At 68.2% G+C, this 23208-nt stretch carries 19 protein-coding genes; 10 read left to right on the forward strand and 9 right to left on the reverse strand.

Going from position 1 to position 23208, the window contains the following annotated elements; all coding sequences use genetic code 11:
* A complete protein-coding gene (locus QSK35_RS28645; RefSeq protein ID WP_285750648.1) occupies positions 1-2436 on the reverse strand; it encodes a COR domain-containing protein in 2436 nt (811 codons plus the stop codon).
* Between the two features lie 140 nt (positions 2437-2576).
* Between QSK35_RS28645 and QSK35_RS28650 the strand changes: the two genes are divergently transcribed.
* A complete protein-coding gene (locus QSK35_RS28650) occupies positions 2577-4511 on the forward strand; it encodes an ABC transporter ATP-binding protein (protein ID WP_285750650.1) in 1935 nt (644 codons plus the stop codon).
* A 232-nt stretch (positions 4512-4743) separates the two neighbouring features.
* On the opposite strand, the gene QSK35_RS28655 is transcribed toward QSK35_RS28650, so the two are convergent.
* Together QSK35_RS28655 and QSK35_RS28660 are read right to left on the reverse strand one after the other, a co-directional pair.
* Entirely contained in the window at positions 4744-6297 is a 1554-nt protein-coding gene (locus tag QSK35_RS28655; protein WP_285750651.1) for a penicillin-binding transpeptidase domain-containing protein, read from the reverse strand.
* 68 nt (positions 6298-6365) lie between these two features.
* On the reverse strand, positions 6366-7106 hold the full coding sequence (locus QSK35_RS28660) for an SIS domain-containing protein (RefSeq protein WP_285750652.1): 741 nt from the start codon (positions 7104-7106) through the stop codon (positions 6366-6368).
* 79 nt (positions 7107-7185) lie between these two features.
* On the opposite strand from QSK35_RS28660, the gene QSK35_RS28665 reads away from it, so the two are divergent.
* The 3 genes from QSK35_RS28665 (at position 7186) to QSK35_RS28675 (ending at position 8871) form a co-directional block, all read left to right on the forward strand.
* Entirely contained in the window at positions 7186-7401 is a 216-nt protein-coding gene (locus QSK35_RS28665) for a hypothetical protein (RefSeq protein ID WP_285750653.1), read from the forward strand.
* 28 nt (positions 7402-7429) lie between these two features.
* Positions 7430-8194, forward strand: coding sequence for a DeoR/GlpR family DNA-binding transcription regulator (locus QSK35_RS28670; protein ID WP_285750654.1), 765 nt, complete (start codon positions 7430-7432; stop codon positions 8192-8194).
* A 146-nt stretch (positions 8195-8340) separates the two neighbouring features.
* The gene (locus tag QSK35_RS28675; protein ID WP_285750655.1) at positions 8341-8871 is read left to right on the forward strand and encodes a class I SAM-dependent methyltransferase; all 531 of its coding nucleotides are present in this window, start codon (positions 8341-8343) and stop codon (positions 8869-8871) included.
* Positions 8872-8930: 59 nt separating this feature from the next.
* Here the strand turns inward: QSK35_RS28675 and QSK35_RS28680 are convergent, their stop codons facing one another.
* From QSK35_RS28680 to QSK35_RS28690, 3 genes are all read right to left on the reverse strand, one after another.
* Positions 8931-9683, reverse strand: coding sequence for a class I SAM-dependent methyltransferase (locus tag QSK35_RS28680; RefSeq protein ID WP_285750656.1), 753 nt, complete (start codon positions 9681-9683; stop codon positions 8931-8933).
* Between the two features lie 267 nt (positions 9684-9950).
* Complete coding sequence (locus tag QSK35_RS28685) at positions 9951-10934, reverse strand: alpha/beta fold hydrolase (protein WP_285750657.1); 984 nt, start codon at positions 10932-10934, stop codon at positions 9951-9953.
* Positions 10935-11015: 81 nt separating this feature from the next.
* Entirely contained in the window at positions 11016-11960 is a 945-nt protein-coding gene (locus QSK35_RS28690; RefSeq protein WP_285750658.1) for a winged helix-turn-helix domain-containing protein, read from the reverse strand.
* 157 nt (positions 11961-12117) lie between these two features.
* Between QSK35_RS28690 and QSK35_RS28695 the strand changes: the two genes are divergently transcribed.
* Positions 12118-12726, forward strand: a complete 609-nt coding sequence (locus tag QSK35_RS28695) for a C39 family peptidase (RefSeq protein WP_285750659.1) — start codon at positions 12118-12120, stop codon at positions 12724-12726.
* On the opposite strand, the gene QSK35_RS28700 is transcribed toward QSK35_RS28695, so the two are convergent.
* From QSK35_RS28700 to QSK35_RS28710, 3 genes are all read right to left on the reverse strand, one after another.
* Entirely contained in the window at positions 12714-13292 is a 579-nt protein-coding gene (locus QSK35_RS28700; RefSeq protein WP_285750660.1) for a nucleotidyltransferase family protein, read from the reverse strand. The genes QSK35_RS28695 and QSK35_RS28700 overlap by 13 nt on opposite strands.
* A gap of 9 nt (positions 13293-13301) precedes the next feature.
* Positions 13302-14483: a glycoside hydrolase family 88/105 protein gene (locus tag QSK35_RS28705; RefSeq protein WP_285750661.1), complete on the reverse strand. Its 1182-nt coding sequence runs from the start codon at positions 14481-14483 to the stop codon at positions 13302-13304.
* Between the two features lie 67 nt (positions 14484-14550).
* Entirely contained in the window at positions 14551-15375 is an 825-nt protein-coding gene (locus QSK35_RS28710) for an alpha/beta fold hydrolase (RefSeq protein WP_285750662.1), read from the reverse strand.
* Positions 15376-15406: 31 nt separating this feature from the next.
* Here QSK35_RS28710 and QSK35_RS28715 point away from each other — a divergent pair, with 31 nt between their 5' ends.
* The 5 genes from QSK35_RS28715 to QSK35_RS28735 all read left to right on the forward strand — a co-directional run bounded on the left by QSK35_RS28715 (position 15407) and on the right by QSK35_RS28735 (position 23188).
* A complete protein-coding gene (locus QSK35_RS28715) occupies positions 15407-19279 on the forward strand; it encodes a wHTH domain-containing protein (protein WP_285750663.1) in 3873 nt (1290 codons plus the stop codon).
* 100 nt (positions 19280-19379) lie between these two features.
* The gene (locus QSK35_RS28720; protein WP_285750664.1) at positions 19380-20018 is read left to right on the forward strand and encodes an alpha/beta hydrolase; all 639 of its coding nucleotides are present in this window, start codon (positions 19380-19382) and stop codon (positions 20016-20018) included.
* Entirely contained in the window at positions 20011-21270 is a 1260-nt protein-coding gene (locus QSK35_RS28725) for an NAD(P)/FAD-dependent oxidoreductase (RefSeq protein ID WP_502881730.1), read from the forward strand. Before QSK35_RS28720 ends, QSK35_RS28725 begins: the two co-directional genes overlap by 8 nt.
* Entirely contained in the window at positions 21267-21962 is a 696-nt protein-coding gene (locus QSK35_RS28730; protein WP_285750666.1) for a DUF1365 domain-containing protein, read from the forward strand. Before QSK35_RS28725 ends, QSK35_RS28730 begins: the two co-directional genes overlap by 4 nt.
* Positions 21959-23188, forward strand: a complete 1230-nt coding sequence (locus QSK35_RS28735) for an SAM-dependent methyltransferase (RefSeq protein ID WP_285750667.1) — start codon at positions 21959-21961, stop codon at positions 23186-23188. Before QSK35_RS28730 ends, QSK35_RS28735 begins: the two co-directional genes overlap by 4 nt.
* Positions 23189-23208 lie beyond the last annotated feature (20 nt).

A 23208-nucleotide genomic window follows, 5' to 3' on the forward strand; every position in this document is an offset into this window, starting at 1 on the left:
CTAGACCTGGTAGGCCCTGTTGTGGTTGTCGCACAACCACAACAGGTGCCCTTCCGGGGTGAGTACCGGGGTCAGGCCGCCCCAGGTCTGACGCGGGTCCAGCTCTTCGAGTAGCTGACGCAGTGGGCGCAGTGACGCTCCGCTGAGTTGCCCGGCCGATGCGCCCTGCGCGGTGATCTCGTGTGCGGTGACGACGGACTTGAAGTCAGCGGGCAGGGCCTCGACGAGCTTCTCCATCAGTTTGGTGTCGTACTCGAGGCGTTTGGCCTGCGAGGCGTCCACGACGCCGATCGCAGGCCCGACGAGAGGCACAGCGAGCTTCAGCACACCGATCAACCCGGTCAAATAGGGCATCGCTGCCCGCAGCCACTGGTGCTGCACGGTGAATACGTACTCGCCGCCCTGCTCTGTCGGATGCCAGGCACCGGGCGCCTGACAGTACAGCTTGAGCAACACTCGATCGCCGACAACCTTCCGCCACCCGCCGCGCGTCGTCGGTGTGATGGAGAAGACGTTGGGGCAATGCGTCTCCACGAGCCGTTGTTCACGATGGAACATCTTGAGGAACTCGCGCTGGATCAGGGTGATGTTGCGTTCGAGGCCCGAAGACACCTCGTTGATCACTTTGGCGGTGGCGTCCTGAAGCTCTGTGGTCAGCGCTGTCTTCGCAGCCTCGATCTTCTCGATCACGACGTCCCTGGTCTCCCAGTGGATGCCGAAGAGCAGGCCTGCCACCGACACGCTCTCGAACGAGACGGGGCACTGCAGGCTCATCACCGGAGGAGTGCGGTCGATCGCGTGCAGGAGGTTCGCGTAGTCGAAAAGATGTGAGCAGCGAGCGCCGTCGTGACCTGGACACGGTACGAGCCGCTTCACCTGCAGTCCCGGGAAGCGGCTCAGCGTCAGCTCGAATCCGTCGCGCAGCAGGGCGAAGAAGTCGTGTGGGTGGCTGCCGCGTACCCGCAGTTCGGCCACGCGTTCATGGCTGTCGACCGTGATGAGGGCCTTGTGAGACCGGTTCCCGTCGGCGAACAGCGCGCCACTGCGCCAATGCGTGTAGGTGGTGAACCGGTGCTGGCGAGCGATGAACCAGGTCGGGATGCCCGCGGGTACCGCGGACATCCGGTAGATCATCGCGAGCTCCCGCAAGTTCGAGCCGAGGACTTCGTCCCACGATCGCCGGTAATCGGCTGCTTCGAGTGGCAACCGTTCCACCACCAGGCTCAGCTCGCGATTCTCCAATGTGCGGTAGGAGAGATCGAACCGCTCCATCAGCCGGAGGAAGTGCTGGCGCATGCCGTCGTCGAGGTCGTGCCAGACGGCTTCCATGTCCTGATGCTTGAAGATGCCGGCGTTGTCGATCACCGGAGGGTGGACGAGTACGCGTCCGATGTGCTCGGCGACCCACTGGGGCTTGACGATGATGATGTCGCGCAGTTCGTCGTCCGAGTACTGGAGGATGTCGCCGAGATCGTGCAGCCATTGCACCAAGACCTGGAGGTCGTGGCCGGTGACGTTGTAGCGCGCGAAGATCTCGGCGAGCTGGGCCGGCTTGAGGTACTTGTCTGGGAGCCGTCTGAGGTGTTCGGCCGCTCGCAGCCAGTGCGTCGGCCACTCCTCACCCATGAGCGGCAACGTGGCCGCCAGTCGAGCGACTCGCGCTCGCAGTTCGGCGACGCCTTCGCCCGTTGCATTGCTGATCTCGACCTGGCCTGCGAGCTGAGGGAACCGGCTGCGGAGTTCGGCAAGCGGGACGTCGGCCTCACGTTGGTCGGTGTGGGTTGCGACAAGCAGGATCGGAGCGTCCGGCGCCAACGCACTGATCGTCTCCAACCAGTACCGCAGTTTGCCCTGCTCGTAGCCTGTACGGGCGTTCCACGCAAGCAGGAAGAGAGATCGGTCGGTGAGGAAGAACTGGTGTGTCGCGTGGTAGATCTGCTGACCGCCGAAATCCCAGGCATTCAGCGACATGATGGCCTGCTCGGTCGGATGGGGCAGGGAGCAGGTATGGATTTCGATGCCGTGCGTGGTCTCGATGCTCGGGTCGAAGGCCTGGTGTCGTAGGTGCCGGAGCAGCTGAGTCTTCCCGACCCCGCCTTCGCCGACGATGAGCAGCTTCGATACCCACTGTCTGGTGCGTTCGGACCGACCGGCGCGCAGGAACGCAAGAATGGCCTTCGTGCCCTGCTCCATTATGGAAGGTGAGGGGAACAGGAGGGGATTGCCTTCGAGGCGGAGGACGGTGAGGTTTTCGCACTCGCTCAGCTCCACCGGTAGGCGGGTCAGGTTGTTCCATACCAGGTTGAGGCTCTGGAGGCTCCTGAGTCTGCCGATCTCGGGTGGCAGGACGTCGATGTTCTGGCTGCCGAGGTTGAGCTCTTTCACCTGCCGGCGCTCGGCTTCTGCGAGCACCTTCAGAAGCTTGTCGGCTCGCAACGCGTCACCTTGCCCTGTCGACGTTCGGTTCCTTATGACGCCGATCGCGCTCTCGGCGAAGCGCGTTAACGGCCCTCATCCGAGTTCATCCGGATGGCCCAAATGGGAAGTTGTCGGAGGTCTGTGGTGTTGTGGAAGGCGTGGACGGCACCTGGCGACTGATGATGGGCGCGATGGGGCGCGAGGAAGCACCGAAGTCGGTGCGGCGCGGCACCACGCGACGCGTGCTGCGGTTCGCGAAACCCCATCGCTCCAAGCTTTTAGTGTTCCTGTTGCTCACCGTGATCTCGTCGATCCTGGCGGTGACGACGCCGGTTCTGGCGGGTCGTGTCGTCGACGGCATCGTGCAGGGCAAGGCCCCTTCGTACGTCGTGGTGCTGGCGCTGGTGATCGCGGGTATCGCGATCGTCGACTCCGGGCTCGGGCTCGTCGAGCGGTGGCAGTCGTCGCGCATCGGTGAAGGGCTGATCTACGACCTGCGGCGCGCGGTGTTCGGGCACGTGCAGCGGATGCCGATCGCGTTCTTCACCCGAACCCGCACCGGCGCGCTCGTGTCGCGCCTGAACAACGACGTGATCGGCGCGCAGCGCGCGTTCACGTCGACGCTGTCCGGTGTGGTCACGAACGTCATCCAGCTGGCGCTGTCGCTGGGCGTGATGTTCACGCTGTCGTGGCAGGTCACGGCCCTGGCATTGCTGCTGCTTCCGGTGTTCGTCCTGCCGACGCGGCGCGTGGGCAAGCGGATGGCGGACCTGCAGCGCGAGGCGTCCGGCCTCAACGCCGCGATGGTCACGCAGACCACGGAACGATTCTCCGCGCCCGGCGCCACGCTCGTGAAGCTGTTCGGACGGCCGAAGGCCGAGGAGCAGGAGTTCGCGCTGCGTGCCGCGCGAGTGCGCGATATCGGCGTCAAGACCGCGATGGCCACCCGCTGGTTCTTCACCGGCCTCACTCTCGTGTCCGCACTGGCGCAGGCGCTGGTCTACGGACTCGGCGGCTACCTCGCGCTGACCGGCCACCTCGCACCGGGAACCGTTGTCTCCCTTGCCCTTCTGCTGACGCGCCTGTACTCGCCGCTGACTGCGCTGGCCAACGCGCGCGTGGACGTGATGACCGCGCTGGTGTCGTTCGAGCGCGTCTTCGAGGTGCTCGACCTGGACCCGATGATCAAGGAATCGCCTCGTGCGGTGAGCGTGCCGCAGGGGCCGGTGTCGGTGCGGTTCGACGACGTCCGGTTCGCGTATCCCAGCGCGGACAAGGTGTCGCTCGCCTCGCTGGAATCCGTGGCCACTTTGGACACTCGCGGTGGCGAGGAAGTGCTGCACGGCATCAGTTTCCTGGCCGAGGCCGGTCAGGTGGTCGCGATCGTCGGCTCGTCCGGTGCGGGCAAGTCGACGCTGGCATCGCTCGTTCCCCGGTTGTACGACGTGGACTCCGGCTCGATCCGGCTGTCCGATGTGGACGTCCGCGACGTGTCGTTCGACTCGATGCGCCAGACCGTCGGCGTCGTGACGCAGGACGGCCACCTGTTCCACGACACGATCCGCGCCAACCTCGCGTACGCCGATCCCGACGCCTCCGACGAGGAACTGTGGGACGCGCTGGAACGCGCCCGCCTCGCGACGCTCGTCGCCTCGCTGCCCGACCAGCTCGAGACCGTGGTGGGTGAACGGGGTTACCGGCTCAGCGGTGGCGAGCGGCAGCGGTTGACGATCGCGCGGCTGCTGCTGGCGAAGCCGCGTGTCGTGATCCTCGACGAGGCGACCGCGCACCTCGACTCCGAGTCGGAGGTGGCAGTGCAGGCCGCGCTGACGGAGGCCCTGAAGGGGCGGACGGCGCTGGTGATCGCGCACCGGCTGTCGACGATCCGCAACGCCGACCAGATCCTCGTGGTCGAGGACGGGCGGATCGTCGAGCGGGGCACGCATGCCGCGCTGATGGAGCTGGACGGGCGGTACGCCGAGCTGCACCGCACGCAGTTCGACGAGTCGCCAGTCGTGACCGTGTACCCGACGCCGGACTTCTCGGCCGAGACGCGGGACGGTCTCGCGGACCGGGTGCACGGTGTCGGCTGAGGGGTGAGCTCGCACGTCGGCTTGAGGATGGGCTCGCGCGGCGGGCTGAGGGAGAGTTCGCGCGTCGGCTGACGGTGAACCGTCGCGTCGGTTGACGGTGGCCACGCGGGTCGGCTGATGGTGGGCTCGCGCGGGTGTCCCCCGCGAAGGGGGACCCCTTGCTTTAAGCCTGCCATGAGGCACCGACAGTTCCGGCCGTCCTGGGGCAGTTGTCCACAGGGCGGCCGAAGTTTCAGCTCAAAGCAGACAGGAACTGCCCGGCGGCGCTCAGCGCCGGCGTCGAAGAGCCCGCGCCCTTGACGAACACCGCGAAGGCGATGTTGCCGCGATACCCGATGAACCAGCCGTGCGCCCCCTCGGCCGACTCCGCCGTACCGGTCTTCCCATACAGACCACCGAAGCGAGCGAGCGACTTCCCGGTCCCGTAAGTGATGCACTCGCGCATCCCCGTCCGCAGCACGCGAAGCACAGCCTCCGAAGGCGGCGTGGCGGCACCGGAGGTGATCTCGGCGGCCTTGCCGCGCACCAGGGTCGGCGTCGGCTGCCGGCCGGACGCCACGGTCGCCGCGACGAGCGCCATGCCGAACGGGCTTGCGGTCACGTTGCCCTGCCCGAAGCTGTCCTCCACCTGCAGGTTGTCGCTGTCCGCCGGAGGCACGCGGCCGGTGTTGGAGTCGGTGCCCGCCATGACGTAGTCGGTGCCGAGCCCGAACTGCAGCGCGGTCTTGCCCAGCGCGTCCCGGGACAGCTGGTGGCCGAGCATCGCGAACGTCGTGTTGCACGACTCGGCGAACGCCTGGCTGAACGGGATCTTCTGCGAGCCGTGCCCGAAACCGTCGTTGGGTACCCGGCGCGTGCCGACCGTCGCGACTTCCGGGCAGTCCACCGGGGTTGAGGCGGCGGAGACCAGGTTGTTCTGCAACGCCGCCGCGCCCGTGACGACCTTCAACGTCGACCCCGGCGGGTACTGGCCGCCGAACGGGTTGCTGTCCAGGGCCTTGTTCGACGCCACCGCGCGGATCTCCGTGGTGCGCGGGTCGATGGCGACGATCGCGGCGCCCTGCGGAAGCGCGTCCACGGCGGCCTGGGCGGACTTCTGGGCCGCCGCGTCGATCGTGACGGTGATCTTGTCGGGGACGGCGGGCTTCTCACCCGCCAGCGGCACGAAGCCCGAGGCGGAGGTGATGCCGACCTCCCAGCCGTCGGTGCCAGTGCCCCCGCCGAACGACGCGGTGATCGCGTTCATCAACGCGGGCGGCACGACGTCGGGGTTGAGCTTGGTGCCGTCCGGGCCGAGCATGGCGTCGTCGGCGATGGCCTTGCGGAACTCGAGGTGCTGGCCCTCGGCGAGCTTCGGGTGCAGCACGGTCGGTGCCCAGTGAACCTTCCACTGGTCGTTGACCTGCTGCATGCCGATCTCGACGGTGTAGGTGAACGGCGTGCCGTTCGGCAGTTTCCACGTCACGTCGGCAGGCAGGCTCGCCCCGGAACCGCCCTTGAGCACGGCCGAGAACACGGCCTTGCCCATGCCCGTGGACTGCGCGGACAGCGCCGCGCCCGCGGCCGGCGGGTTGTCGGTCTGGTTCGCGGCCTTGGCGCCGTCGCCGTTGGTGATCGCCGTCAGGAACGCCTGCGCCACGATGTTCGGCGACGTCGGTGGCGGCTTGTAGGGCGTCTTGTTGGGGTCGCTGCCGCTGCCGAACACGACCGCGGCGGCGACTCCGATGATCGCGGACGTGGTGACCCCGCCCGTGATGAGCACCCATCTCCGGGTTTTGCTCTTCATGTTCCCCCCATGAACGAACTATGGGGGACTTTAACGAAGTACCGCGGAGCTTTCGTGAGTATCTCTACTCAGCCGAGCTGTGGGATGCGGTTCTGGTAGCGGCGCAACAGGTCCGCGTTGGCCGCGTCGCCGCCCTCGACGTTCGCGCTGCGCCACAACGGCAGGTCGACGCCCTGGTCCGCGGCCTTGTCGACTAGCCGGACCATCAGCAGGTTCCACAGGAACGTCGTCGCGAGCGTCGACACCGCAGCGGTGACCGGCGCGTCGGCCGGGTAGGTGGAGTCGCCGGGCGGGACCAGGTTGTCCAGTACGACGGTGGCCACCTCGGCGAGCGTCGTGCCCGCGCGGCGCGGTGCGGAGGCGCTCGCGGTGACGGACGTGACGGCGACGACCGGGCAGCCCGCGTCGGCGGCCTCGATCGCGAGCTCGACCGGGTAGGGATTGACGCCACTGGTGGAGAAGACGAACAGGACGTCGTGCGGGGCGAGCCCGGCGTCGCGCAGGACCTCGTTGGCCAGGCCGGTGCGGCGTTCCGCGGCCGTGCTGCTGATCGCGCCGTGCATCGGCAGCAGCTCGGGGTGGTAGATCGGCCGCACACAGGCGAGTCCGCCGGCGCGGTAGAACGTCTCGGCGACCGCGGCGAGCGAGTGCCCCGCGCCCGCGGTGAGGATCGTCCCGTCCGCCTGTACCGCCGCCAGCACGAGTTCCGCTACGTCGTCCAGAGCGGCCGCGTTGTGCTGTTCGACCCTGGTCAAGTGCGTGCGCACGAGGTTGCCGTAATCGGATCCGGTCACCGTGTCGGTCGTCATGCGGCAAGTAGTACCCGACTATGAGTAACCTCGCCAGGACCTTCCCCGATAGGCGCGGTACAAGGCGGAAGGAGGTGGAATGGGGAGCCACCGGATCAGGCAGCGCATGCACGACTACTTCGGGATTCCACACTTCACGATCTGGGTGTTCCTGACAGCGGTGTTCGCGGCTGCGGGAGCAGTCCACATCGCTTTGGCCATCACCTATTCGGAGATGTGGGCGTTCGGAGTGGCCGCGTTCGTGCTCGTGCTCGGCGGAGCCTGTGCAGTGGCGGCGGTGCGCTCGCGCTCGTAGTTGCTATCTGAACACTCTCTGTGTTCGTATGCACAATGTGGATGTTGCGAAACGGCATGAGCTCATCCTGCGGTCTTTGCGCCGGGGGAACCGGGTCGGCGTGGGGGAACTGGCGGAGCTGACCGGGTGTTCGGAGATGACTGTTCGCCGTGACCTGGACCAGTTGGAGCGCGAGGGACTGCTCCGGCGGGTCCGGGGGGCGGCGGTCAGCATGCTGACCGGCGAGGAGACGCCGTTCGCGGCCCGCAGCAGACAACGTCTCGACGTCAAACGCCGGATCGGGCTCGAGGTCGCGTCGCTGGTCGACGACGGCGAGACCGTCGTGCTCGACGGAGGCAGCACCACGCTGGAAGCCGGCCGCCTGCTGGCGTCGCGGCGGTTGACCGTGCTGCCGTTGTCACTGCACGGGGTCGACGTGCTGCGTGGTGCGCACGAGATTCGCCTCGTCCTGCCCGGCGGCGAAGTCCGGCCGGGAGAGCTGTCGTTCGTCGGACCGCTGGCGCTCGCCGCGTTCGACCTCATGCGGTTCGACACCATGATCCTGAGCAGCTGCGGCCTTTCCGCGCGCGACGGCGTGTCGGCGCACGACCTGGCCGAGAGCGCGGTCAAGAAGGCCGCCGTGCTCGCCTCGCGGCGGGTGATCGCCGCCGTCGACAGCACCAAGTTCGGCCGGGCCGCGTTCGGTCGCGTGTGCCCGGCTTCGGTGATCGACGTGCTGGTGACCGACGAGGACGCGCCCGAGGACGAGGTCGACGCGCTGCGCGCCGAAGGGGTCGAGGTCCGGCTCGTGTGAATGGCCGGTTTTCGCGATGCCGGGTGTTCTCGCTGGCTGCTTCTCTTGCCGTCATGGGAAATCCTGGTGAGCGGCTGGCAGCCGCGGTATATGACCCCTTCTTGTGGCTTGGCGAACGGCGGGGGATGCACGGGCACCGTGCGCGGTTGCTGCGGCAGGCGCGCGGGCGAGTACTGGAGATCGGTGCGGGGACGGGACTGAACGCCTCGCTCTACCCGTCCACCGCGGAGGAGCTGATCCTGACCGAGCCGGTGCCCGCAATGCTCCGGCGTCTCGGCAGACGCACGACGCGCGACCCGCGGGTGCGCACCATGTCCGTTCTCGGCAGTGAGTTGCAGGTCGAGGACTCCAGCGTCGACACCGTGGTGAGCACGCTCGTGCTGTGCACCGTGCCGTCGGTCGAGCCCGTGCTCGCCGAGATCGCCCGCGTCCTGAAACCCGGTGGGCGGCTGCTGTTCTGCGAGCACGTGCGTGCCACCGACGCGCGGCTGGCGCGCCGGCAGGACCGGTTCGCCGGCTTGTGGGCCGCGTTCGCGCAGGGCTGCCGTTGCAACCGTGACACCCTCTCACTGCTGTTAGACCGCTTCACTCTCGAGAAGGTCGATCACGCGCGCTGGAGCGGGATGCCGTCGCTGGTGCGGCCGTTGGTGATGGGGTCGGCGGTGCCGATCCGGTGAGGGCTCTTCGCGCCTGTTGGTACTACAGCCGTAGTTCGTGATCAGTAGCTGATGGCCCCTCAGACCGGCCTGGGCGCGACATCGTGCAAGACGAAGGTTGCGAACCCGAGCTCACCCCGCAAGCCGCCGAGCCAGGTGTCACGATGCTCGCGGGCGGCGGTGAGCGCCTGGTTGCGGTCCTCGACGGTCGGGGCCGACCGCACGGCCCAGTCGACGAGCGAGCCGGTCCAGCTGAACTCGTAGTCGTCCCATTCGGTCAGTGTGCTGACATGCCCGAAGGACGGCTCGAGGCCGTGCCGGTGGAAGGCCTGCACCAGGCCGGCGAGGTCGGGGACGGAGTCGGCCGGGAGTCCGAGCGCGGCCAGGGCTGCCGCGGACGGGGTCCCTTCCCAGATCATCTCGCCGATCAGCGCCTGACCGCCGGGGCGCAGGTGCCGCCGGACGGCGACCAGCATGTCCTCCAACCCGCCGAAGGCGTGCCGGGCGCCGACGCAGAGCACCACGTCGAAGAGCCCGTCGTTCCAGGTGGCGGCGTCGGTCTCGATCCATCGCACCCGGTCCGTCAGCCCGCGCTCGCCGGTGCGCCGGGCGGCCGAGGCCGGCAGCATGTGGTCGATCCCGACGCCTGTCGTCGCGGGATGGTCCAGCAGCACCTGCTGCAGCCATTCGCCCTCACCGCAGCCGAGGTCGACCACGCGAGCGCCGGCGGCGGGGCTCAACCACCCGACCAACTCGCGCAACCGGTCGGGCGCGACCGGCGCCGCGATGGGATGGCGCAGGTGCGCGATGTCGAAGATCTCCGATCGGTCCACCGAGGTAACGCTAGTACTTCAGCCGTTGTCCGTGATCCGTGACTGATGGCGGCTGCCTGCCGTCGGTGGTGGCCGGCCTGGGCACGGGCTTGGTGCCGACGACGCCACCGGGACCATTTCCGGCTGGCTGTGATCAACATCCTGGACCGACACACCAAGATCGCGCCGTCAGTTACTGATCACGAACTGCGGCTGGAGTATTAGATGCCTTCACACTTGTTAGATGTCCTCACGGTTGTGAGCGCGTCACGGACGTGAGCGATTTGTTCAGATGAGACCCGCTTTCACGGCGTGCGCTGCCGCCGCGGTGCGCGAAGGCAGCCCGAGCTTCGTGCGGATGTTGGCGACGTGCCGGTGCACGGTGTGCGGGCTCAGGAAGAGGCGGGCGGCGATCTCGTGGTCGCTGAGTCCCTGGGCGACCAGCCGCAGGATCTCGACCTCGCGATCGGTCAACGCCGGCGCGTCGCCCAGGAACCCGAGCGACGCTTCGACAATGGCCGAAGCGTCGCCGCGCCAAGGGAAATGGTCCGTTCCGGCCAGTGACACGAACCGGGCGCCGGGAATCCGGCTCGCCACATCCCGTCCGAGCGCGAACGGAATGGCCCGGTCGTCGCGCCGGTGCAACACCAGCGTCGGTGCGGTGACCAGAGGCAACCGGGCCTGGACGTCGAACCGGTACACCGCGGCCAGCGCCTCGGTGGCGGCCGCGGGGGACGCCGCCTCCCGCTGGAACCGGACGAGCTCGGCCCGGTCGGCGGCGGTCCCGTCCGGCACGAACACCTCGGCGAGCAGCCGCGACCCGACGCCCCAATGTGTCCGGACGGCGGCGAGCACCGCGTCCCCGCCGGGGATGTCCGCGCCGCGGGCGTAGGCGCCGTACAGCACGAGTCGCGTGACGGGATGCGTTGCCGCGTAAGCGGTCGCGATGCACGAGCCCGACGAGCCGCCGAACAGCGACACCGGCGGCCCGGCGGCGGCGACGACCGCGGCGAGCACCTCGACCTCCTCGTCGAGCGAGGCGGGAACCGGATCGTCGCGGTTGGACAGTCCGGTGCCCGGCCGGTCGTAGCGGATCACGGTGAAGCGGTCGGCGAAACCCTCGCAGAACGCGCGGAAGAGGGGCGAACGCCAGTCGAGTTCCAGGTGGCCGCACCACCAGCCGCCCAGCACCAGCGGCGGGCCCGACCCGACCGCCGCCCACGCGACCGTCCGGCCGCGCACGCGGGTGAAGCGGACCGTCTGCTCGGCCATCACCCCAGGGTAGGCGTCAGACGTTGCAGGTCGAGTTTGTGACGGCTGTGCGGGGCCGATCGTCCGCTTGGCCGTTACGGCTCAGGCGAGCAGCTCGAACCCCAACCGGCTCGCCGTGTGCAGGACGGTGTTGCGATGCCGTTGTGTCACGGCGAGACCCGCCTCCCGCAGCACCGTGGCGTGCGCGGACGCCGAAGCGGGCGAGATGTTCAGGCGGCGCGCCAGCTCGGTGGTCGTGCAGCCGCCGGCGATGACCTCCAGCGCGGCGGCGCGCGTGCGGCCGAGCAGGGCCTCCAGCGAGCGGGCTCCGGCGCCGACCACGAGGTCGCGTTCGATCGGGTAGACGAGCACGGGTGGGCGTTCGGCGTCGCGCAGCATGATCGGTCTGCCCCAGCAGAAGTACGACGGCACCAGCACCAGCCCCTGACCGCCCAGGTGCACATCGCGCTCCGGGAAGCGGTAGCCGACGTGCAGCACGGGCGCCTGCCACGTGATCGTCGAGTGCAACGAGCTCAGCAGCTGTTCGCAGCCGCCGTCGAGGAACTGCCGCGCCCGCACCGCGCGGTCGGCGTCGCACACGCCGCGCACCTCGTCCCACACCGGCGCCAGCGCGGACTCGTAGTAGTGGCGTAAGGCCGCGCCCAAGGAGTCCAGTGCCGCGGCGTCGCCCGACGCGAGCTGGTGGGTGCGTGCGTCGAGCCGGCGTTCGGAGCCGAGTTGCCGCAGGTCGAGCTGCAACTGGTGCACCGGCGTGGACATCACCGCGTGGATCCCGTCGTCGACGTCGCACCCCGCGGTCGGCGTCAGAAAGTCCGGCGAATACCCGACGGGCGGTGCCAACTGCATCAGCCAACGGGCTTCCTCGCTCAACTTGCCGCGCACGTCCTTGCGCCAGCGACCGAAGACGGGCGCGCCGTCGCGCTGCCGCAGTACGTGGAGGCTCAGCAGGATCTCCCACATCGGGTCCGGCCCTGCGGACACCCTGACCCGCGCCAAGTCCTCCGCGGTGAAGTGGACCCGAAGCACGAGCCACAGATTGGCAGCAACCCCGTAGCACAGGCAATCACCCGCCTGAGCAGGGTCTTTAGGTGTAGCCCGAACGTGGTGGCGAGGGTCGCACCGCTGCCGCCAGGCTTTCTGGCGTGCCGCAGGGGGCGGCGCGCCAACTGAGGGGAAGCAACAGATGAAGCTCGGAAAGTTCGTGGGCACCGTCGTCGCGGGCGCCGTGGCGCTCGGCCTGGCCGCTCCGGTCAGCGCCATCGCAGCTCCCGGTGAGACGGTCATTCCCGCCGCGGCCGAGATGAACGTCCAGGGCGAAGGTGTCCTGCCTTACGAGTTCCAGGTGCAGAAGACCGGCTACTGGTGCTCCGCCGCCGCGGCCCGCATCGCGTTGACGGCCAAGGGCAAGCACGTGGAGCAGTCCACGCTCGCCAGCTACATGCACGTCGACCAGAACGGCCTGCCGAACATCAAGAACCTCGAGAGCGCGCTCGACCACTTCGAGGGCACCACGTACTACCAGGTGAAGCAGTGGGCCAACGACGCCCAGCTGCTGCAGAAGCTCAAGTACGACGTCGTCTACAACGCCGACCGCGGTCACGCCGTCGTGATCAACGTGATCCGCCTCAACGGCCGGAACTACTCCGGTGGCCACTACGCGACCATCGTCGGCTACCGCGCGGGCGGCAACGAGTTCGCCGTCGCCGACCCGGCCTACGCCGGGGGCCGCCTCGCGTGGCTGTCCGCGGCGAACGTCGCCTCGGGCATCAAGCTCCGTCGTTACGTCGCCTGATCGTCCAGGCCACCGAGGTCTTCAGGTCTGTCCACATCGGCACCGTCCGCCACGTCCTCACACGGGACGTGGCGGACGGTGCTTCGTTTCAGGTACTCCCGCGCGCCCTGGTCGCCCGCCGCCGACGCCATCACACCCGCGAAGTGCGCGCTGCCGATCAGCACCGGGTGACCGGCTTCGCCGTGATAGGTCGCCCGCGCCAGAACTTCCGGCGCGGCAAGGGAAATCAGCCGCTGGAGCGCCACGACGGTGACGCCCGGAGTGTCGACCGGCAGCACGACCACGGCGTCCGCCTGGCCGACCGCCTTGAGGCCGACGCGCAGCGACGAGCCCATGCCGGAGTCCCAGTGCGGGTTGTCGACCAGCGTCACGCCCTCAAGGCGTGCGCGAGAACGGACTTCCTCTGCCGAGGCGCCGAGCACCACGACGACGGGATCGCAGCCCGCCGCACGGAGTCTGTCCGCGGAGGACTCCACGAACAGCGATCCGTTGTGGGACACCAGAGCCTTCGGGGTGCCGAACCTGCGGCCGGCCCCCGCGGCGAGCAGGAGGCCGGCCACGCGCATGTTCGAAAGTTACCGCCTCTGGAGCTGTTCGTTCATGATGAGGAACGCGCCGAGCCCGTGGAAGTCGTTCACGGCTCGCGGCCGGGCGTAGTAGAACGCCAGGTCACCGACGTTGGTGCCGATGCAGATCTCGCTGAGGCTGGTCAGGCCGTCGCCGTCGAGTGAGATCCGGTCGAGCACGCCGGCGTAGCCGTTGCGCGCGAACCTCTTGTTCGACGGTGAGAGGTAGCCCCGTTCGACGCCGCGGGAGAGCGCGAACGCGTACATCGACGTGCACGACGTCTCGGTCCAGTTGTTCGGGTCCTCGCCCTTGTCGACGACCTGGAACCAGCGGCCGGTCGCCTTGTCCTGGTAGCGCGTCAGCGCCGTGGCCAGCCGCTTGAAGACCTGCAGCAGCGCCGGCCGGTCGGGGTGTGCCTTGGGCAGGTCCTCGAGGACGTCGATGAGCGTCATCGCGTACCAGCCCATCGCGCGGCCCCAGAACTCCGGCGACACGCCGGTGGCCGGATTGGACCACGGCTCCTTGCGCGACTCGTCGAACGCGTGGTGGAAGAGCCCGTCGGCGTGCTGCAGGTTCTTCGCGTAGACGAGCAGCTGCCGGGTGGCCTCCTTGTAGCCCCAGTCCTGCTCACCGAACGCGATGGCGTGCTTCATGATGAACGGCACGACCATGTAGACGCCGTCGGACCACAGCTGCCAGTCGCGGGTGCCGGACTCGGCGTGCCAGAAGCCGCCTTCCTTGGTCCGCTTGTAGGTGTCGAGCTTCGCGCGGATCTGCTGGCTCGCCTTGCGGTACCGGACGTCACCCGTCTCCGAGTACAGGATCGGCAGCATCTGGCCCGACCGCATCGCGTCGAGGTTGGTGAACGTGCGGTTCATCGTGCCGTCCGGCCCGACGAACCGGTCGTACCAGGCCTTGATGTAGTCGAAGTACCGCCGGTCGCCCGTGCGCTTGTAGACGAGGTACTGCCCGTAGAGGAACAGGCCTCTCGTATACCCCCAGCCGCCGAACGTCTCCGGCGTGTACCGCTTCATGGTCGACTCGACCACCGCGACGGACCAGTCGGTGCCCGCCTTCGCCGCGATCTTGGCTTCGAAGCCGTCCTGGGCGTGCGCAACCCCAGGTGTGAGGCTCAGCGCGCCGGCGGCGACGGCTCCGAGCTTGACGAAGTCCCGCCTGGACGTGGCCATGGTGCTCCTCTCGGGAATGTCCCAAGGCGGCGGCACGCATAGGCCTACCGGCTGAAAGCTCCGATGTCTAGGCCAAGTTCTCCAGGATCAGGGCGCTGCAGGCTTCCGGAACCTCTTCAGGGATCCAATGTGTGACGTCTTCGAGCATCTCGAACCGGTACGGCCCCACGACCCACTTCTCGGTCTCGAACGCCGCCGTCGACCCGAACGCGACGTCCTCGGTGCTCCAGATGTACATCGTCTTGACGGTGACCTTGTCCGCGACGCCGCTCGGTTTCCCGCCGCGGTACCAGTTCAGCGCCGCGGTCAGCGCGCCCGGCTCCTGCAGCCGCTGCACGTACTCCTCGACGTGCGACGGCCGGACCCGCCACTCGAACATCTGCCGGATGGCGTGCGCGTTGTTCTCGAGCATGCGGCGCTCGGTGCTCTTCTCGCGCCACTCGGTCATGTAGCGGCTGCGCAGCTGCTGGTCCTCGTCGGTCTGGAGGGCGGTCTTCAACGCGCCGGGGTGCGGCGTGGAAATAGCCGTCAATGTCGAAAGCCGTTCGGAATGGTCGATCGCCGTCCACCAAGCGACCGCGCCACCCCAGTCGTGTCCGACAATGTCGAACGTCGTGAAGCCCAGCTGATCGGCGACCCGGAGCACATCGTCCACCAGCTCGGAGACGGCGTACTCGGACGGGTGCTCGGGGCGCACGCCGGGGGAGTAGCCGCGCTGGTCGAACGCGACGGCCCGGTAGCCGTTGGCGCCCAGCACGCCCACCTGGTGTTCGAACGCGATCGCCGCCTCCGGGAACCCGTGCAGCAGCAGGACGGGCCGGCCGTCCTCGGGGCCGCTCGCGATGGCGTCGAACGTTCCGGCGTCCGTGGGAATGCTGAGCTGCTCGATCACCCGCCGAACGATAGTCGCCTACATTGGCCGGATGCCCGGCGACGGTGATGAGCGGAACTCCATACCCGGAACGGTGTACGGCAATGCCGTACAAGCAGGCCGGATCGACACCGTGAACTTCTACGGCACGCCGCCTGAGGCTCCGCCGGAGCAGCACACCGATCACTGGATCCGCATGGTTGCGGAATCCGCCGTGTGGCAGCACGTCCGGGATTCGCACCGGCCCGACCGGATGCGCGCGCTCGCGATCAAGATCGCGCACGGCCTCGCGCGGTTGCGCGACGAAGTGGAGCCGGCCGACGACCCGTGGCGCGACGACGACCTCGTGCGGCGGTTCGGCGTGCGGATCGCATGGCTGGTGGGGGAGTGCCGGCCCGGCCTCTACCCGGTGGAGGCGCTGCTGTTGGCGCTCGCCCCGCTGCTGCACCAGGCCCTGTGGTCGCGGGCCGTGGCAGAACACCGGCGCGTCGGTCCGACCGACTTCGAGCTCACCGGCACGACGGACGAGCCGCGCGCCTCCTACGAGCTGTTCCTCCGTGACCACGGCGACCTGATCAAACGGGCCGGACTGCCGAAGCTGCCCGAGCGCGACAACGCCGCCGAGGAGATCGGATGGTGGCTGTTCCACCGCTGGCTGCGGCAGCGCATGGAGGTGCTGCAGGAGAAGTCCATCGCCGCCTTGCTCGCCGACGTGTGCGACGAAGAGGCGCTCACTGTTGTTAGACCTTCTAACGTCCGTGAACTGCTGAAAGGCTTGCGAGAGGCGCCGCAGGGAATCGCCACCCCGGCACGAGTGGCCGACGCCGACGCCGTCCTCCCGATGTTCGGCGGCACCCCGGACAAGGAGCTGCTGCGCCGCCCGATGGTGCTGGTCCTGGCGCGGGCCGCACATCTGGCCGCCGTCGAGGTGACCGACCTGTCGCGCGACCTCGTCTGGCACATGGGCATTCCCCGACCGGCGCGGGTGGACTCGCTTCTCGACACCGTGCGCAAGGCGACCTGGCCGGGCCTCGCTGACGGCGTCGTGCTGAACGCCGAGTGCGAGCACGAAGCGGTCGTGGAGGTGTTGCGCGAGCACGCGAAGCGCTTGGGCGAGCTGCTGCGGTCCACACGTCTGGTGACGGCTTTTCCTTCGGTGGAGCCGCTGGCCGGGTTGCCCGCGTGGGCCTCAGGCGACCAGGTGGTGCCGTGCCGGGACGAGGAGGGGAAGCCGAAGTTCAGCGGGTGGAGCAAGTTCCGCCTCGACGAGGAACGCGTGCGGGATCTCCTGATGGGCGAGCAGCTCTACCAGGACCGGCACATGGCCATCCGGGAGCTGTACCAGAACGCGCTCGACGCGTGCCGCTACCGGCAGGCCCGCGAGCTGTACCGGCAGCGCCGCTGGAACCTGCCGCCGTCGGGGTGGGCCGGCGAGATCGCGTTCCGGCAGGACGTCGACGAGCACGGCCGCCACTACCTGGACTGCGTCGACAACGGGATCGGCATGGGCGAGGACGAGCTCAAGGGCGTCTTCGCCCAGGCGGGCGTCCGGTTCGCCGACCTGACCGAGTTCCGCGAGGAACGCCTCGACTGGCGCGGCGTCGACCCGCCCGTCGAGCTCTATCCCAACAGCCGCTTCGGGATCGGCGTGCTCAGCTACTTCATGCTGGCCGACGAGATCGAGGTGAAGACCCGCCGGATGGGGCGCGACGGCAAGGCCCACGGGCCGCAGCTGCGCGTCACGATCTCCGGCCCGGGACACCTGTTCCAGATCCAGGAGATCGACGAGAGCCCCGAGCCCGGCACGAGCGTGCGGCTGTACCTGAAGGAGCCGGACCCACAAGGAACCGTGATCTCCTGGCTGGAGAAGCTGCTCGGCATCGCCGACTTCCACACGACCGCGACGCACGCGGGAGATGAGCCGATGGAGTGGCAGCCGGGTGTCCTGCGCCCCAAGCGGGGCAACAGGTACACCACTGAGTTGGATGCTGGTGGCGAGGTCATCCAGCCGGACAACGTCCCGGTGGCGTGGTGCGAGCACGGCGGCGCTCTGCTGGTGGACGGACTGCTGACAAGCCCAGGTGTCCAGCGAGGCGTCGTGCAGCAGTCGCTCTCCTACGGTCCGATGCGCGGTGTGGTCGTGAACCTGACCGGGACCGTGGCGCCCCGGCTTTCCGTTGATCGCAGCCGCACGCTCGGCGACGTGTCCGACTCCGTCGAACGACTGGTGACCGCGGCGCTTCCCGCTTTGCTGGCGGGCGGCGATGCTCTGCTCGACCTCGACTGGCTCACTGAGGTTGCTGGGGGGAGCCCGATGCTGGGCGATCTTGTCACCAAGGCCCTGATCGAGGACGGCACCGTCGTGCGTGGCTTCCGCTGCTCCGTGGACGTCGGCGCGGTGGGCTGGATGGCGGAGGACGCCGAGATCGTCAACGATCGGGCCGCGCCGTTCTTTCCGCCGGGCCGGGATGCACGCACCTACACCCCGCGGCCCGCCGATCACATTCTTTTGTGGCGGCTGCTAGCACACGCCCCGAACGAGAGACTCGCCCTGGTTCGGGCTGCGGCGCCCGGCATCGACTTTCCGGACAGGCCGATGCTGCCCGCCGTTCCGACAGACGGTTCTTATCTGCTGAGGGCTGCCCCGTACTCGGTCGTCGAAGACGGTGGCATGACGCAGCATGATGTCCGGGATGCTGCAAACGAATCGGATCTCGGTATCCGCACGGTCGCCCGCCGGGCAGCCGAGCTCAACCTGCTTGGCTGTTCCTCGCACGTGTTCGACACCTATAGGCTCCCGCAATCGGACCGAATCCTGCTGAGCGTTGATCTAAACGGTGAGCCGCCGTGGCTCGAGCATGAGGAACCCGTGCCATACAGCCACTTCCTCAATGCTCTCCTCAGGCAAGGCAGGCCGGTGGCGGACACGGCGCGATGGCTTGCCAGTCGAGGGTTCGACGCTCACGCGGCACAGCCCCTGTTGAATGTTGAACTCGACTCGATTGATCTTCAGTTGCTCAGGGATGGACGAGGATTTCTCGACCCCGAGAATGTTCCACTGGTCGGTCAAGTCGTCAGCAAGGCGATACTTCTGGGGATACCTGTCGAGGAGGTCAGCCGGAGACTGACTTGCCTCGGGTTCGACACTGCCTTGTTGCGATGGCCCGATGATGTGGGCTCTGAGGACCTGCAACTGCTGACCAACGGTCGCGTCCGGCCCGGCTGGCTGGCCGACCGCGCGGCCGCGTGGCAGATCGCGGAGTCTGCGGAGCGGCTTGGCAGGTCGCCGAGTGAGGTGGGTGAGCGACTGGTGGCCTTCGGGATTCGGGTACCGGTGCACCTTCCCGAGCGGGTGTGTGCGGGCGACGGGGAGTTGCTCCGCCAGGTGAGCCCCGATTTCGATCACCTGGCGTCGATCGGAGTGCTGATCTTCACGGGTCAGCAACTGGGAATCTCCGTGGGCGATGTGATTGATCGCGTCGCCCAGTACGGTGTTCGACCCAAGACCGACGACGTCCCGGTGGTGCTAGGCACGAACGACGCGTTCTTGCTGAGCAACGGCTTGGATGGAACGAGCCCGTGGTTGCCCGTGGGCGACATCGTGCCGGTGGTGCATCTGATCGAGGCGTACGCGAAGTTCGGCATCACGCCCGCCCGCGCCAAGGAGCGGCTCGAGGCGTTCGGGTACGAGGTCGAGGACCTCCCGCCGGGGGAGGCCGTTGCGCTGGTCGAGCCTGGGATGCTTACCCACTGCGAGATCGATCCCAGGGAGCCGGTGAGCCTCGGTGAGCTGCTGAAGGTGAGCGAGACGTTCCACCTGCCGGTGCTCGAGGTGGCGAAGCGGTTCCGGAACATCGGGTTGAAGGTGCCTGACGTCCGGGAGTCGATCAAGGCTGCGATTGCGAAGCTGCCGCGCCGGGTGTGATCTGGGTCGCAACGTTGATCCCGTAGTCGCCGCCAACCGAATATCTGGTGTGCATCCACGCGTCGACGTGCTGAAACCCCAGGGCACTACGAAGGCTGTCGTGCTCGTGCTCCACGGCGGACGGCAGCACGGCCACGCGCCCGTGCGCCGCACGAACCTCGCCTACCTGCGCATGGTTCCGCTGGCCAAGGCGCTGAAGGCGCCCGGCGTCGAGGTCTGGGTCATGCGGTACCGCAAACGCGGCTGGAACGCCCCGCACCTGGACCCGGTCAGAGACGCCGAGTGGGCCCTCAACCAAATCCACGACCAGCACCCGGATGTGCCGATCGTCCTCGTCGGCCACTCGATGGGCGCCCGGACGGCGCTGCGAGTCGCCGGGCACCCGCAGGTGACCGCCGTCTGCGCCCTGGCTCCGTGGATCGAACGCGGCGAGCCGTACGAACAGCTCCGGAACAAGTCCCTCCTGATCGCGCACGGCGACCAGGAGCGGATGACGGATCCGCGACTGTCCTACTGGTACGCCCAACAGGCCAAACAGATCACCCAGAGGACGGCGCGGTTCTCCGTCCAGGGCGACGGGCACGCGATGCTCCGGAGGGCCGGGGACTGGACGCGGCTGGTGAAGGACTTCGTCCACGGCGAACTGGGGCTCGAACCGATCGCGCGGGACATCGCGAACGCCATGCGTGAGGCCTCGCCTCACGGACTCGACGTCCCACTCGGAGGTGCGCGTGCCTGACCGGAGGAAGGTCGCCGTCGTCGGCAGCGGGGTTGCCGGACTCACCGCCGCCTACCTGCTGCAACGTCGGTACGACGTGACGCTCTTCGAGGCCGATGACAGGCTCGGCGGCCACGCGCACACGCACGAGCTGCCCACGCCGGACGGTGGCCTGGTCAACGTCGACAGCGGGTTCATCGTCCACAACGAACGGACGTACCCGAACCTGATCAGGCTGTTCAGGGAACTGAAGGTGTCCACTCAGGACTCCGAGATGTCGATGAGCGTCCGGTGCGACGGGTGCGGGCTCGAGTACGCCGGAGCCAGAAAGCTGCCGGGGCTGTTCGCACAGCCCGCCAACCTGAGAAACGCCAAGTACCTCGTCATGCTCGCCGAGGTCACGCGGTTTCACCGGCACGCAAGGCGGGTCCTGGAACACGAGGAGGCGCACGACGTCACGCTCGGCGCGTTCCTCGCGATCGGCGGGTACTCGCGGTACTTCGTCGACCACTTCATCCTGCCGGTCGTGAGCGCCGTGTGGTCGTCGGGCGCCGCACTGTCCACGCGGTATCCGGCCCGGTATCTCTTCGAGTTCCTCGCCAACCACGGGATGCTGTCGATCGGTGGCACGCCGCGGTGGAAGACGGTCGTCGGCGGCAGCCGCACGTACGTCGAACGGGCCGTGAAGAACCTGACCGCCGTGCAGGTGTCCACCCCGATCCGGGCCGTGAGCCGAACAGGACACGGAGTCGAGCTGCGGGACGACGCCGACCAGGTGCACACCGCGGACAAGGTCGTCATCGCGACGCACCCGGACCAGGCGCTGCGACTGCTGCAGGATCCGACGCCCGCGGAAAAGGACGTGCTCTCGAAATTCGAGTACTCGCGGAACGAGACGAGGCTGCACACCGACCCGTCGATCCTGCCGAAGGCGCCGAACGCGCGGGCCTCGTGGAACCTGCTCAAGCGCGACTGCCGCGACACCGGGCCGGTGCTCGTCAGCTATCACATGAACCGGCTCATGCGCCTCGTCGAGCCGGTCGACTACGTCGTGACGCTGAACGCGAAACAGATCCCAGCGAACCAGACGCTCGCGACCATGGTCTACGAGCACCCGATCTACACGCCCGAATCTGTTGCCGCGCAACGACGTCTGCCCACAATCAACACGACGGGAACGGCGTTCGCGGGGGCGTATCACGGCTGGGGGTTCCACGAGGACGGTTGCGCGTCCGGCGTCCGGGCCGCCGAGCACTTCGGAGTCCAGTGGTGATCTATGACGTGGAGATCAGCCACACCAGAAGGGAACGCATCGACCGCTCGTTCACCCATCGCGCCTACCTGTGGCTGGTCGACCTCGATCGGTTACCGGAGCTGCCGTGGTGGCTGCGGCCGTTCGCGCGGTTCGAGGCGCGCGACCACCTCGGCTCGCCGGACCGGTCCATCAGGGCGAACCTCGAGGAATGGTTGCGCGGTCGCGGCGTAGACCTAAGTGGCGGGCAGGTGCTGATGCTCGCGAACGCCCGCGTGCTCGGGTACGTCTTCAACCCGCTGACCGTCTACTGGTGCCACAGTCCACAAGGCGAGCTCGTCTGCGTGGTCGCGGAGGTGCACAACACCTACGGCGGGCGGCACGCGTACCTGTTGCGCACCGACGCGGACGGCCGGGCCAAGGTGGACAAGGACTTCTACGTGTCGCCGTTCCTCGGCATGGGCGGTGAGTACGTGATGAGGCTGCCGAAACCGGCAAGCCAACTTTCCGTGACCATCGCGTTGCGGCAGAACGGGATGACGCCGTTCAGTGCGAGCATGCGAGGGACCGCGTTCCCCGCCACACCACGTCAGCTGGTGCGCACGCTGCTGCGCAGACCGCTCATGCCCCACCGGGTCTCCGCCCTGATCCGCCGCCACGGCGTCGCGTTGTTCCTGCGGCGTCTGCCGATCACCCCGAGGAGTAGCCGATGAGCACGCTTTCGCTGCCGCGCCCGAACCAGGGAATCTGGCCAGGCCTGCACGCCACCCCGCGGTCACCGCTGCGCGCCCGGATCGCCGAGTCGCTGTTCCGCAACGCCGTGCGCACGCTTCCTGTGACCATCGTGCTGCCCGGCGGCCGAACACTCGGGGCCGGTGGCCCGATCATGCGGCTGCACCGGCCGGCCGCGTTCTTCCACCGGCTCGGGGCCGACGCGAAGATCGGGTTCGGCGAGGCCTACATGGTCGGCGACTGGTCGTCCAACGAGCTCGCGGACGTGCTGTCCGCGTTCGCCGCCCGGCTGACCACGCTGGTGCCACCGAAGCTGCAGCGGCTGCGGCGGTGGGTCGACCGCGGACACCCGTCGACGGACGCCAACGACGTCACGGGCGCGCGGTCCAACATCCACCGGCACTACGACCTGTCGAACGAGCTGTTCGCGGCGTTCCTCGACGAGACGATGACCTACTCGTCGGCCTGGTTCGACGGCACGAACGACCTGCGGGAGGCCCAGCTGCGCAAGATCGACGGCGTGCTGGACTACGCGGGCGTGCGGGCCGGGTCGAACGTCCTGGAGATCGGCACGGGCTGGGGCGCGCTGGCGATCCGGGCCGCCCAGCGCGGCGCCACCGTCACGTCACTGACGATCTCCGCCGAGCAGAAGAAGCTGGCCGAACAGCGGATCGCCCAGGCCGGCGTCGCCGACCGCGTCACCGTCGCGTTGCGCGACTACCGCGAGGAGACCGGCTCGTACGACGCGGTCGTCAGCGTCGAGATGATCGAGGCGGTGGGCCGCGAGTACTGGCCGGCGTACTTCTCGATGCTCGACCGGGTGCTGGTCCCCGGCGGCCGGATCGGGCTGCAGGCGATCACGATGCCGCACGACCGGATGCTGGCCAGCGCCGACAGCTACACCTGGATCCACAAGTACATCTTCCCCGGCGGCCTGATCCCGTCGGTCAAGGCGATCGAGCAGACCCTGGCGGCGCACACCTCGTTGAAGATCACCTCGTGGCGCGAGTTCGGGCATGACTACGCGGAGACACTGCGCCGTTGGCGTGAAACGTTCGTCCATCGGTGGGACGAGATCCGGTCACTGGGTTTCGACGACACGTTCCGCCGGATGTGGGAGTTCTACCTCGCATATTCCGAGGCCGGGTTCAGGGTCGGGTACCTCGGCGTGCGCCAGTTCGCTATAGACCAACGACTAGGCCGTTAGGCCCATGTTTTACCCCGAAG

The organism is Lentzea sp. NBRC 105346, from assembly GCF_030269605.1.
Classification (GTDB): Bacteria; Actinomycetota; Actinomycetes; order Mycobacteriales; family Pseudonocardiaceae; genus Lentzea.

What these genes read in the sequence shown, in the direction of transcription:
- QSK35_RS28655 (WP_285750651.1), bottom strand. Translation starts at nt 6,297, where the DNA reads ATGAAGAGCAAAACCCGGAGATGGGTGCTCATCACGGGCGGGGTCACC.
- QSK35_RS28660 (WP_285750652.1), bottom strand. Translation starts at nt 7,106, where the DNA reads ATGACGACCGACACGGTGACCGGATCCGATTACGGCAACCTCGTGCGC.
- QSK35_RS28665 (WP_285750653.1), top strand. Translation starts at nt 7,186, where the DNA reads ATGGGGAGCCACCGGATCAGGCAGCGCATGCACGACTACTTCGGGATT.
- QSK35_RS28670 (WP_285750654.1), top strand. Translation starts at nt 7,430, where the DNA reads ATGCACAATGTGGATGTTGCGAAACGGCATGAGCTCATCCTGCGGTCT.
- QSK35_RS28685 (WP_285750657.1), bottom strand. Translation starts at nt 10,934, where the DNA reads ATGGCCGAGCAGACGGTCCGCTTCACCCGCGTGCGCGGCCGGACGGTC.
- QSK35_RS28695 (WP_285750659.1), top strand. Translation starts at nt 12,118, where the DNA reads ATGAAGCTCGGAAAGTTCGTGGGCACCGTCGTCGCGGGCGCCGTGGCG.
- QSK35_RS28700 (WP_285750660.1), bottom strand. Translation starts at nt 13,292, where the DNA reads ATGCGCGTGGCCGGCCTCCTGCTCGCCGCGGGGGCCGGCCGCAGGTTC.
- QSK35_RS28705 (WP_285750661.1), bottom strand. Translation starts at nt 14,483, where the DNA reads ATGGCCACGTCCAGGCGGGACTTCGTCAAGCTCGGAGCCGTCGCCGCC.
- QSK35_RS28715 (WP_285750663.1), top strand. Translation starts at nt 15,407, where the DNA reads ATGCCCGGCGACGGTGATGAGCGGAACTCCATACCCGGAACGGTGTAC.
- QSK35_RS28735 (WP_285750667.1), top strand. Translation starts at nt 21,959, where the DNA reads ATGAGCACGCTTTCGCTGCCGCGCCCGAACCAGGGAATCTGGCCAGGC.